Source organism: Streptomyces adelaidensis (assembly GCF_016598475.1).
Classification (GTDB): Bacteria; Actinomycetota; Actinomycetes; order Streptomycetales; family Streptomycetaceae; genus Streptomyces; species Streptomyces adelaidensis.
Map to the genome: position 1 here is coordinate 1 of NZ_JAEMUX010000145.1, position 11,801 is coordinate 11,801.

Here is an 11,801-nt window from a genome sequence, read left to right on the forward strand (position 1 = left end):
GCGGCTGAGCGGACTCACTCCCGCTCAGTCCCCAGGAACGGTATGAGCACGGGGACGCGGTGGAGCTGGCGGAGCGGTACCCGGAACGGGCCGCGTTGACAGGGGAACTGGGGCGGGCGTGAATCCCCTGGGTGACCGCTTCGTGCGTGGCGTCCAGGGAGGATGCCGGGCGGTTTGAACGCGACGTCCGTGGTGCCCGTACCTACTCGAAGAGCTCGCGGAGTCCGAGAGCCGGCGACAGTGGATGTGGATCCGGAGCAAGACGTGGACCGAGGCAGGGGCAGGGTCGAGAGGCGACATGGCGGAACTGGTGGGGCCGGCGGCGGATACGGACGCCGGCGCGGGGCCGGGGGCCGAGGGGTTCAGCGCCTGGTGCTGCTGGGCACCGTGCTGGTCCTGTTCCTCCTCGGCGGGGCGGGGACCGCGTCCGCGCACGCCGCTCTCAAGGGGAGTGACCCCGTGGACGGAAGCGTCCTCGACGCCGCTCCCCGGGACGTCACCCTCCGCTTCACCGAGTCGGTAAGCCTCCTGGCGGACTCCGTCCGGGTCGTCGACCCCGGGAACCGGGCGGTCGACACCGGCAAGCCGGGGCGCTCGGGCGGACGTTCAGACACGGCACGTGTCACCCTCCCGACCGGCCTCGACGACGGCACGTACACGATCGCCTGGCGGGTCGTCTCGGCCGACAGCCACCCCATCTCGGGTGCCCTGCTCTTCTCGATCGGCGAACCCTCGGCGACCACCGCCGTCCTCCCCGCCGACCTCGCCGAGGACCCCCTCACCTCCTCCCTCTACGACATCATCCGTTACTTCGCGTACGGCGCCCTCGCCCTCCTCATCGGCGTGACCTTCTTCATGGCGGCCGTGCTCGGCGGTCCGAGCGAGGGGTTGCGCAAGCTGCTGCGCGCGGGCTGGCTCGCCCTGGTGCTCGCCTCGGCGGTCCTGCTGCTGCTCCGCGGACCGTACGAACGGGGCAGCGGTGTCGGAGCCGCCCTCGACCTGTCCGTCCTGCGCGAGAGCGCCGTGAGCCGACCCGGACTCGCGCTGCTGGCACGGCTCGCCCTGCTGGCGGTGGCCGCCTTCTTCCTCGTACGGCTTCGGCGGCGGGAGACGTGGGGGAAGGGTGCGCTCGGCGCCGGCATCGTGCTCTCCGTCGGCCTCGCCGGCACATGGGCGGCGGCGGAGCACGCCTCCGCCGGCATCCAGGTCCCGGTGGCGATGACCTCCTCCGTGCTGCACCTGCTCGCCATGGCCGTCTGGCTGGGCGGACTGACCGCCCTCCTCACCGTGCTGTACCGGGCGCCGGAGTCCCTCTCGGCCGCCGTGGTCACCCGCTTCTCCCGCCTCGCCTTCGCCTCGGTGATCGTCCTCGCCGTCACCGGCGTCTACCAGTCCTGGCGCGGTCTCGGCTCCTGGTCCGCCTTCACCTCCACGGCGTACGGCGAGGTCCTCGTCGCCAAGCTGGTCGCGGTGGTGCTTCTGCTGGTGGCGGCGGGATTCTCGCGGCGGTGGACCGGGCGGTGGACCGGGCGGTGGACCGGGCGGTGGACCGGGCGGTGGACCGGGCGGTGGGGGGCGGGTGAGGGCACGGGTGAGGGCATGGGTGCGGGTGCCGGGACGGATAGCACCGGGGCTGAGCCCGCCGTCGTCGTATCGGCGAAGGCCGCCGAGCGGGCGGGAGTCGCGGCGAAGGTGCCTGAGCGGGTGGGGGCCGGGGCCGGGGCTGGGGGGCGGGTCGGGGATGCCGACGGTGACGTACCGCCCCCTGGTGACCAGGACGTCGACCAGGACAGTGATCCGGAACCGGCAGAGGACTCGCCTGCCGGCCGGCACCGTGACGCCCTCCGGCGTTCCGTGCTCGCGGAGTTCACCGTCGCGGTCGTGGTGCTGGTGATCACCACCGTGCTGACGGGGACCCTGCCGGGCCGGGCGGCGGCGGAGATCGCGGAGGAGAGTGCGAACGTGGCGGCCGGTGAGTCCACGGGCTCCTCGACGACGGTCCCCTTCGACGTCGGCACCCCGAACGGGCACGGCAAGGTGCAGCTCGACCTCGGGCCGGGGCGCGTGGGCAAGAACTCCGTGCAGGCCGTGGTCTTCGGCCCCGACGACGGCATCGCGACCGTCCCGGAACTGCGTCTCACCTTCACGCTCCGGGCCCAGAAGATCGGCCCCATCGACGCCAAGCTCACCAATCGCGGCGGCTACTGGGCCACGGACACCCTCCAGCTTCCCCTGGCCGGCACCTGGACGATGAAGTTCACGGTCCGTACGACGGAGATCGACCAGGTCACGGTGGAGAAGACGGTGAAGGTCGGTTAGCCGCCGGAGGCCTGCCCTACCGGTGCGGGTCGTGCAGCGGCTTGCCGGTGAGGGACTTCGACGGGGTGCCGTTCACGCCGACGGGCGGGTCCCCGGCGACCATGACGCGGTGCATGACGCGCGGGAAGTCCAGGTGGGCGGTGTCGTTGGGGGCGAGGTGGACGGTGGCGCGGTTGTCCCAGAGGGCCACGGAACCCGGCTCCCAGCGGAAGCGGACCGTGTACTCGGGGCGCGTGATCTGCTCGACGAACATCTCCAGGAGGAGCCGGCTCTCGGCCCGGGTGACGTCGACGATGTTCTCGACGTAGTACGGGTTGACGTACAGGACGCGTTCGCCGGTCTCGGGGTGGACGCGGACGACCGGGTGGACGGACGCGACCTGCTGCTCCTGGAGGTGGCGGAGGTAGGGGTCGGGGCCGGAGCGGGCGAGGTAGCCGACGCCGAGGCGGTGCTCGGCGCGCAGCCCGTCGGCGAAGCGGCGGACCGGTTCGGAGAGGCCCGCGTAGGCGGTGGCGAGGTTGGCCCAGGTGGTGTCGCCGCCGTACGGGGGCACGCGCTCGGCACGCAGGAGGGTCAGGGCGGGCGGGTCGATGCGCGCGGTGTGGTCGGCGTGCCAGCCGCGCAACGTGGAGTGGCGGCGCCGCTCCAGCCACTCGGCCTGGTCCATGCCGTGCTTGCGGCCCAGCTCCTGACGGTCGGCGGTCGTCTCGATCTCGGGGAAGTCGGCGGGTGAGACCGAGCCCCTCGAACGCGGCCGGATCGGCTCACCGAAGCGGCGCGCGAACTCGATCTGACCGGCGTGGTCCAGCTTCTGCTCCCTGAAGAACACGACCTTCCAGCGGAGCATCGCCGCGCGGATGCCCGCGACGGTCCTGTCGTCGAGAGGGCCGGCGAGGTCGACCCCGTGGATCTCGGCGCCGATGTGTCCGGAGGCGGGGCGTACGTCGAGGCCGTCTGCGGGGCCTGCCGTATGTGTGCCGGTGCCGGTGCCGGTGCCGGTGCCGGTGTCGGTGTCGGTTTCGGAGTCGGTGTCGGTGTCGGTTTCGGAGTCGGTGTCGGTTTCGGTTTCGGTTTCGGAGTCGGTGTCCATCGTCTGCCTTTCGACGTGCCCGCCGCGTGTCGTTCCGGTCCGGTCCAGTCCGTTCGAGCCCGGTCCGGCTCCGCTCCCCGTGCCCCGGTCTTCCCTGGGGACGGCCCGTGCATGCGGGACGACCGGCAAGTGCCCGTCAGCCGGAGCACCCCCGCACGGCCCGCCGAGTGGCGCGGACGAGCGCCGGCAGGACCCGGCCGCACAGTAACTTCAACTGAGCACGAGCAGATACGAGTAGGCGCGAGTAGGTACACGAGCAGGCACGACGAGTACGTACTACGAGCTACGAGGAAGTTGATGTCATGACCGACAAGCTCACCGTAAGCGTCCTGGGCACCGGCATCATGGGCGCCGCGATGGCCCGCAACCTCGTCCGAGCCGGCCACACCGTACGGGCGTGGAACCGTACCCGCGACAAGGCGGAGCCGCTCGCGGCCGACGGTGCGCAGGTCGTCGGGACGCCGGCGGAGGCGGTGCGGGGCGCCGATGTGGTGCTCACGATGCTGTACGACGGGGCCTCCGTCCTGGCCGTGATGCGTGAGGCGGCGCCCGGCCTGCGCTCCGGCGCGGTCTGGGCCCAGTCCACCACCGCCGGTGTCGAGGCCGTCGCCGGACTGGCCGTGCTGGCCGGTGAGCACGGGCTGGTCTTCTTCGACGCCCCCGTCCTCGGCACCCGCGGGCCCGCGGAAGCCGGGCAGCTGACGGTGCTGGCCGCGGGCCCGGCCGAGGGGCGGGCGACGGTGGAACCCGTGTTCGACGCGGTGGGCGCCCGTACCGTCTGGACCGGCGAGGACGGCGCGGCGGGCACCGCGACCCGTCTCAAGCTGGTGGCCAACAGCTGGGTGCTCGCCGCCACCAACGCGGCCGGCGAGGTCCTCGCCCTGTCCCAGGCCCTCGGCGTCGACCCCGGGTCCTTCTTCGAGGTCATCGAGGGTGGTCCGCTCGACATGGGCTACCTGCGCGCCAAGTCCGCCCTCGTCCTCGAAGACCGGCTCTCCCCCGCCGCCTTCGCCGTCGCCACCGCCGCCAAGGACGCCCGCCTGATCGTCGAGGCCGGACAGCGGTACGGCGTACGCCTCGACCTCGCCGAGGCCGGCGCCGCCCGCCTCGCCCGCGCCGCCGCCCAGGGCCACGCGGACGAGGACATGGCCGCCGCGTACTTCGCCAGCTTCGACGATGCCGAACGCGCCGAGGGCGCGCACGAGTGATGTGTCGCCGCCGCTGTGGCCTTGGCGGACGGCCGGTATCCCGTCGTGGCGGAGGGCGCGGCGGTGGCCCCACGGCCCGTTCCCGGCGGACGTCACAGCGGCCTTCGCCACAGCGGCCTTCGCCACAGCGGCCTTCGCCACAGCGGCCTTCGCCGCGAAGTACGACTGGGACGTCACCGCCCCGCACGCGCCGGGCGAGCCCCGCGTGCTGCGCGAAGTCCCGGTACGGCGCCGGCTGTTGGCCGGTACGGCTCAGTGAGCTTGCGTGGCGCCGGCCTCACGGGAGACGGTCGCACGGCTCGGCACGGCTCACACGAGAGTTGATGACGAGCCACCCTCCCCGCCCCCCGGGGCTGGCTCACGCCCGATCAGCCACGTCCTGCCCGTCCAACGCCTCGTGCGCCGCCCCCGCCGACCCCAACAGACCGTCGCTCTGGCCCTCACGCTCGCCCTGGCCATCGCCCCTGTCAGCCGCTGCCGTACCCCCAGCGGCAGCCCGCTGGAGGCGCTCGGTCACCCACATCGCCACCGGCTCGGTCCACCGCGCGGTCAGCGGTCCGGCGATGACAAGGATCAGTACGTACGCCGTGGCGAGCGGCCCGAGGGACGGCTCGATACCGGCGGTGACGGCGAGGCCGGCGATGACGATGGAGAACTCGCCGCGGGCGACCAGCGTGCCGCCCGCCCGCCAGCGGCCCTTGACGGAGACCCCGGCCCGCCGCGCGGCCCAGTACCCGGTGGCGATCTTCGTCGCGGCGGTGACGACGGCCAGGAGGAGCGCGGGCAGCAGCACCGGCGGAATGCTGGCCGGGTCGGTGTGGAGGCCGAAGAAGACGAAGAAGACGGCCGCGAACAGATCCCGCAGGGGCGCGAGCAGACTGTGCGCGCCCTCGGCGACCTCACCGGACAACGCGATGCCGACGAGGAACGCGCCCACGGCCGCCGACACCTGCAACTGCTGGGCGAGCCCGGCGACGACGAGTGTCACCCCCAGCACGACGAGCAGCAGTTTCTCGGGGTCGTCGCTGGAGACGAACCGGGAGATGTGCCGCCCGTAACGCACGGCCACCAGCAGCACGACCCCGGCCGTACCGAGTGCGATGGCCAGGGTCGCACTGCCCGCCGCCAGACCGACCCCGGCCAGCAGGGCGGTGACGATCGGCAGGTAGACGGCCATGGAGAGGTCTTCGAGGACCAGGATGCTGAGCACGACGGGCGTCTCACGGTTGCCGAGCCGTCCGAGGTCGCCCAGCACCTTGGCGATGACACCGGAGGAGGAGATCCAGGTGACCCCGGCGAGTACGACGGCGGCAACCGGCCCCCATCCCAGCAGCAGGGCCATGGTCGCGCCCGGCAGCGCGTTGAGCGCGGCGTCGACGAGTCCGGCCGGGTACTGGGTCTTGAGGTTGGAGACCAGATCGCTGGCGGTGTACTCCAGCCCGAGCATGAGCAGCAGCAGGATCACGCCGATCTCGGCGCCGATCGCGACGAACTCCTCGCTGGTGCCCAGCGGCAGCAGCCCGCCCTCCCCGAAGGCGAGTCCGGCCAGCAGATACAGCGGTATCGGCGAGAGCTGGAACCGTCCGGCGAACCGCCCCAGCAGCCCGAGGCCGAGGATGATTGCGCCGAACTCGATGAGGAAGACGGCGGAGGAGTGCGCGGACGTCTGAGCGGACAGAGCGGACAGAGCGGACTGAGCGGAGAAGTGACCGGAGAAATGACCGGGGAAGTGATCGGAGAAGTGACCGGAGAGCTGAATGGAGAGGGACGCAGCGTCGGGCGCGGAAAGGTGCACGTTCCGCTCACTCCCGTCCGAGTATCGTCGCGGCCGCCTCCACACCCTCCCGGGTGCCGATCACGATGAGCGTGTCGCCGCCCGCCAGCCGGAAGTCCGGCGCGGGTGACGGAATCGCCTCCGCCCGCCGCAGTACGGCCACGATGGAGGCACCCGTAGCGGTCCGCATCCGGGTGTCGCCGAGCACGCGTCCGTTCCAGTGCGACGTCGAAGCCAGTTCGATCCGCTCCGCGACCAGCCCCAACTCCGTGGTGGACAACAGGTTCGGGCTGTGGTGGTCCGGTGCCAACGCGTCGACGAGGGCGGTCGCCTCGCCCGCCGACAGCCGCACCGACAGCGCACACGCGTCCGGATCGTCCCGCCGGTACGCGCTCAACGTCCGCGAACCGTCCCGGTGAGCGACCACCGAAAGTCGCCGCTGCTCCTTGGTCGTGAGGTCGTAACGGACCCCGATGCCCGGCAACGGCGTACTACTGAGGCGCGGAGCACCCACGGCTGGCCCCCTGTCTGGTTCGGATATTTCCTTGGACAACCGTCGGTGCCACCCTAACGAGACCCCGAAGATCCGCTGCCGGAGGAGAGGTTGACCCTGCCGATGCGACAATCCCCTGGCACCGGAACGGGCACCGGAACCGGCACCGGAACGGGCACCGGAACGGGCGCTGGCACCGGCACCGGCACCGGAACGGGCACCGGAACGGGCACCGGAACGGGCGCTGGCACCGGCACCGGCACCGGAACGGGCACCGGAACCGGCACCGGAACGGGCGCTGGCACCGGCACCGGCACCGGGGGAGGACCGAGAGGAAGCATCAGCGTGATCCCAGCGGGCGTCCCCACCACCCACGGAGCGTGGCGATGATCCAATGGGTGATCCTGGGCACCGGCCCCCGCCCGGTACCCCAGCCCGTCGCCACACCCCTCGTATGGGCCACGGCCTTCGGCGGCGCGATGGCGTTGGTCGGCGTCCTCAACGCTCTGGTCGGCACGGACCGCCCCGGCTGGGCCCTGGGCGCGCTGTCCGTCCTGTCCGCCCTGCTGGGCGCGTACGCCCGCTTCACCGCCGCCCCCGGCACGGCCGCCCTCTGCTGGCTCTTCCTCAACGGCTTCGCCATCCCGCCCGCCGGCGTCCTGACCTGGACCAACCCCCGCGACGCCTTCTGGCTCACCTGCCTCCTCACCGCGGCCCTCACCGGCACCGCCCTCGCCCGCCTCCTCCAGGCCCGAGCCGCCTACCGCCGCCTCACCACGGAACATCCTCCGCTGAAGGACTGAGCTCAGGCGGCGCCGACCGGCCGTGGGGTGCCTGGAAGACCTGGCCGGTGTGCCAGGAACGGTGGACGGCCGCGACGGGGTCCGCACCCGGTCGCGGCCCGACGAGCGGACGCCCCGCCAGCGCGATGACGTGCTGACGGGCCGCGGGACTGTGGCCCACGAACCGCTGCGAGACCAGGATGCGGTGACCGTCACCGATGCCGAGGACGCCCTTGTCGAAGAGCTTGTGGTGCAGCGAACACAGGCACAGCCCGTTGTCGGCATCGTCCGGCCCCCCGAACGCCCACCACCGCACATGCGCCGCCTCCAGCCCGACGGCAACGGCCCCGAGCCTGCCGTCGTACCCGCAGAACGCACACCGGTATTCGTACGCGGTCAGCACCTGCTCCCGCATCCGCCGATCCCGCCGCCTCCGCACAGCCGAAAGCTGCCCGAGCGACCCGACCCGCTCGCTCTCGCCGGATGTCATGCCCAGCCCCATATTCAGCCCCATATCCAGCCCCATATCCAGCCCCATATCCAGGTCCATGTCCAGGTCCAATCCGACCGCTTCACAGAGCTCCCCGTGAAGCGAGGGCGGGAAATTCAGGTCGAGCAGCACGCGCGCCATACGTCCGAGCAGCGACGGCTCCCGCCGCAACGCCGCCCGCAACTCCGGCGACAGCCGCCCGGCGGCACCCGCCGCCCGCAGCTCCCGCACCCCGCTGCCGGGACTGCCCGGCCCCCGGTCGGTGCGCACCTCCCACACCCCGTCGCTGACGAGATGGTGGAACGGATAGGCGGGCGTCGTCCTGTTGGCCGGGCCGTACTCGGCCAGCAGCCCTTTCAGATCCTCCTCGACCGCGCTGTACCGCAGCTCGCCCTCCGCATCCCGCTGGAACCGCCCGAGCGCATACAGAAACAACAGCGGCTTATGCGGAGCACGACTCCCGCTCCTGCTCCACTGCCTCAGCTTCGCGGTGCGTTCGAGCCAGTCCATGACGGGCGATCGTAGTGCGACCACAGGAGCCCGGAGCAACTGATCCCGTGGTCACCGATGTGACTCTTGTCCGGGCACGACGCTGTGGATGCGCGAGAGAGCGAACACGCGTTCGGCCTCCCGCAGGTGGCACCAGGCTTCGAGGTAGGGCGGGTCGAGGTCGAGGCGGCTGAGGGTGCGCAGGGTCCGGTTGCCCGAGGTGGCGACGTACTCGACGGTGATGGCCCTGCCGGTGTCGACCGCATGGGCGAGCTGGCGGACATCGCTGTACGGCAGTCGCTTCGCCCATCCGGCGACGATCTCCTCGGTGTCGGTGCCGAAAGGGCCTCCGTCGAGCGGATCCGGTTCCGATGGGGAGGCCGGCGGGGCGGCCAGCAGCCTGGTCGCCAAGGCGTTCGGTCGACGGCGCCCGGTGCCTCCGCCGCGAGGGTGGCCGCGGTCCGGCGGCCGGTCTTTCCGCTGGTGCCGCGAGGGGCCGGAATGGACGCGGCGGCCCGCCGAGGCCGGGCTCTCTCGATGCGTACGGTGCCCTCGGCGGTCTCGGCGACGGGGGCGTATCCCTCGGCTCGGAGCGCGCCGAGGGTCGTGTCGAGCGGACTGCGGCTGACCAGAACCGTCGGCGCCGGCTGCCGCAGTCCGAGCCGGGCGAGTGCGCGGTGGGCGGCGAGCTCGGCCAGGAGCGCGGGCTCGTCGCCGTGGATGACGCAGGCGGCGGGGGTGATGCGCACCCGCCCGTGGCCGCGCGCGGTGTCGGCGATCAGGTACGACAGCGGCTGCGGCAGGGGCCCGGCGGCGACAGCGGTCAGGTCGGCCGTGATGTCGTCGTGGACACGGCCGGCGTCCAGGGCCCGGCGGATGCTGCCGGCGCTGAACCGCCACACCGACGCCGTGCCGCTTGTCTCCCGGTCGGCGACGGAGTCCAGGAGCGCGGCGAGCCGTGCGGACGGTGTGCCGGTGACGACGGCGGTGAGGTCGGCGCCGATCCGGGCCCTTTCGGTGGCCCGCGGCAGCAACCGTCGGCACTCGATGCTCAGCCCCTCCGTGTCGTCGGTCCGCAGGTGGATGCCGAACGCGGACAGGGCGCCGCGCGCGAACACACCGAGCAGTTCGGCCTCACGGATCACGGCGGCGAACGGCGCCGCGTCCTGGGGCGATGAGTCGGCCAGTGGACGGTGCCAGGCGATCAGCGGCCCCAGATCCGAGGCGACCCTCACGCCTTGCCTCGGCGGGAGCTCCGCGGCCGCGGTCAACAGCCCGTGCCGGGCCTGCGCGCAGCCGTTGCGGGGCGGTGCGCCGGCGAGAGCGGGCAGCGCCTTGTCGTCCTCGTCGCGTGCCTGGGTGGGAATGAGCGGCAGGTTCCGCCACGCCCGCAGCAGTACCGGGAACTGCTCCGCGGGTTCCTGTACCGCCCAGACGTCGTATGCCTCGGTGGGTGCCACCCGATCACCGTCCCGACCCAGCAGCCCGGCGGCGTACGCGGTCTCCAGGGTGATACGTACGACGGCGTCGTCGGCCCGTGCGGCCCTGCCGATCCGGGCCAGTTCACGTGCACCGACCCCGCCGGACTTCAGCCGGGCCGGCGGGGTCGCCGAGCAGGCCGACAGGACCGAGACGGCATGGGCCGCGAACGCCGAGGCCACGGCTGACGCTTCGCGGTCCACCTCCCTCGGGGTGACCGCCACCAGCCGCGCGAAAGGCGGGACGGGCTCGAAGGGGGCCTGCCGGCCGGGCCCGCGCAGGGCGAGCGCCACCTCGGCAGGCATCCGGGCCGGGCCGTAGCGGTGACGGTCCTGGATCAGGAGCCCTCGGTCCAGTGCCCATCGCGCGCCCGGTTCGAGGCCGGGGCCGGGGGTCCCGAACACGGTGGACTGCGGCGGCTGCCCCGGCGCGGCCGCCGCCCGGAGTCCGAGCAGTTCCCTGGCCGCCGCGGGGGCCGTCGCGACCAGTGCGGCGACCCGCTCCGGGTCGCTGTGGTGTTCCCCGAGGGCGGCCAGCCGCAGCGCTTTGCTGCCGGGCGGCTTGATGCCCAGTGCCACCGACATGCCGCGCAGTTCGTCGGAGGTCGTGCCCGCCGACAACTGCTCCAGCGGTGCGTCGAGCCCCAGGGGCGCGTCCCATGCCTGCCGCAGCGGTGCGGCCATGTGGAGCTTGCCTGCGGCGTCCGGCCAGACCAGAGCATGATCGGCCAGCACCTCCAGCGCGGTGTCCAGCTCGCGAGCGGCTTCGTCGTCCGTCGCTCCCAACAGCTTCGCCAGGGCATCGGGCGACGCGGGTGCCTCCAGCGCCGCGAGTGCCTCGGCCACCTGCAGGTAAGGCCGTGCGAGCCGCGGCAGGGCCGTCCCTTCTGCCGGCGGGCGATGACAGCGAGTACGGCGTCGATCGCGTGCTTGTGGCCGTGCAGCTCGGCGTCAGCCAGGAGGCGCCGGGCCTGGCGAGCCTCGTCCTTTCCGATGTCGGCGACCTTGAGCCGGGAGAGCCCCCAGTCCCAGCGCTGCTCGGGTGGTTCTGCCGTCGCACGCCTCGACCAGTGTCATCGGGGACGTCACCACCTCGGCTTCCCCTCGCGCCGAGAGGTCGAGCCAGGCGATCGTCTTCCTGTCGCCGCGTACCGCAGGGGACAGGGCTTCGCGTTCCAGTACGAAGACACGGAAAGGCGGCTGTCCGTGCTCAGCGGCTCGCTTCTTCTCGCAGCCTCTGAGGCGTTGTGCTTTCCGGTGGCGCGGCGCTGCTCGTGTTCGGCGTCGAGGTCCTCCAACTCCTGGAAAGCAGCCGCACGCTCGTCCTCAGTGACGGGGCCGTGTTCCTCCTGCAGCCAGTCGACCAGCTCCAGCAGCAGGTCCCGGTCGCGCTTGAATCGCAGCGCCTCGGTGACGTACGCCGACAGGCCCCGCTCTGCCGCCTCCGCACGACCAGTGCGTCGCCCTCGATGGCATGACGCGAATTTCCGCGGTCAGGGGGCTATGGCAGGTGGCGGGGAGGACACCTCACTTCGTTCAGGCACCAACATCGTCGGCCGTCCAGTGCCGCACGCATGCCAGGGACGCCTGTACAGGAGCCACGCTCGTCACGCTCTCGCCCACACCACACACCTGTGCTTGACCGTTCCGCGGTCACAATCTCTTGCTCTGCGGTGTG

Annotated in this window: 8 protein-coding genes and 3 pseudogenes; 4 read left to right on the plus strand and 7 right to left on the minus strand. The window is 72.4% G+C overall.

The genetic code is table 11. From position 1 onward, the window contains the following. Positions 1 to 372: 372 nt before the first annotated feature. Positions 373 to 2,319 carry a copper resistance CopC/CopD family protein gene (locus tag I8N67_RS39635; RefSeq protein ID WP_200309156.1) on the plus strand — a complete coding sequence of 649 codons (1,947 nt, stop codon included), beginning with the start codon at positions 373 to 375 and terminating at the stop codon, positions 2,317 to 2,319. Between the two features lie 16 nt (positions 2,320 to 2,335). Here the strand turns inward: I8N67_RS39635 and I8N67_RS39640 are convergent, their stop codons facing one another. Beyond that, positions 2,336 to 3,409 (minus strand): TauD/TfdA dioxygenase family protein, encoded by a 1,074-nt coding sequence (locus I8N67_RS39640; protein WP_200309157.1) that lies wholly within the window; start codon positions 3,407 to 3,409, stop codon positions 2,336 to 2,338. 302 nt (positions 3,410 to 3,711) lie between these two features. On the opposite strand from I8N67_RS39640, the gene I8N67_RS39645 reads away from it, so the two are divergent. Next, complete coding sequence (locus I8N67_RS39645) at positions 3,712 to 4,617, plus strand: NAD(P)-dependent oxidoreductase (RefSeq protein WP_200309158.1); 906 nt, start codon at positions 3,712 to 3,714, stop codon at positions 4,615 to 4,617. Then, a complete protein-coding gene (locus I8N67_RS39650; protein ID WP_200309159.1) occupies positions 4,586 to 4,876 on the plus strand; it encodes a hypothetical protein in 291 nt (96 codons plus the stop codon). The genes I8N67_RS39645 and I8N67_RS39650 overlap by 32 nt, the downstream gene beginning before the upstream one ends. A 99-nt stretch (positions 4,877 to 4,975) precedes the next feature. On the opposite strand, the gene I8N67_RS39655 is transcribed toward I8N67_RS39650, so the two are convergent. Together I8N67_RS39655 and I8N67_RS39660 are read right to left on the minus strand one after the other, a co-directional pair. Continuing rightward, a complete protein-coding gene (locus I8N67_RS39655) occupies positions 4,976 to 6,295 on the minus strand; it encodes a cation:proton antiporter (protein WP_200309164.1) in 1,320 nt (439 codons plus the stop codon). Between the two features lie 124 nt (positions 6,296 to 6,419). Next, positions 6,420 to 6,905: a cation:proton antiporter regulatory subunit gene (locus I8N67_RS39660; protein ID WP_200309160.1), complete on the minus strand. Its 486-nt coding sequence runs from the start codon at positions 6,903 to 6,905 to the stop codon at positions 6,420 to 6,422. Positions 6,906 to 7,270: 365 nt separating this feature from the next. On the opposite strand from I8N67_RS39660, the gene I8N67_RS39665 reads away from it, so the two are divergent. After that, the gene (locus tag I8N67_RS39665; RefSeq protein WP_200309161.1) at positions 7,271 to 7,687 is read left to right on the plus strand and encodes a hypothetical protein; all 417 of its coding nucleotides are present in this window, start codon (positions 7,271 to 7,273) and stop codon (positions 7,685 to 7,687) included. Positions 7,688 to 7,689: 2 nt separating this feature from the next. Here I8N67_RS39665 and I8N67_RS39670 read toward each other — a convergent pair. From I8N67_RS39670 to I8N67_RS43520, 4 genes and pseudogenes are all read right to left on the minus strand, one after another. After that, positions 7,690 to 8,666, minus strand: a pseudogene (locus I8N67_RS39670) (phosphorothioated DNA-binding restriction endonuclease). 51 nt (positions 8,667 to 8,717) lie between these two features. Then, positions 8,718 to 9,056, minus strand: coding sequence for a WYL domain-containing protein (locus tag I8N67_RS43510; protein WP_234047009.1), 339 nt, complete (start codon positions 9,054 to 9,056; stop codon positions 8,718 to 8,720). Positions 9,057 to 9,352: 296 nt separating this feature from the next. Beyond that, positions 9,353 to 10,807 (minus strand): annotated as a pseudogene (locus tag I8N67_RS43515) (helicase-associated domain-containing protein); the annotation flags it as partial. A gap of 545 nt (positions 10,808 to 11,352) precedes the next feature. Beyond that, a pseudogene (locus I8N67_RS43520) lies at positions 11,353 to 11,574 on the minus strand (CopG family transcriptional regulator); the annotation flags it as partial. Positions 11,575 to 11,801 lie beyond the last annotated feature (227 nt).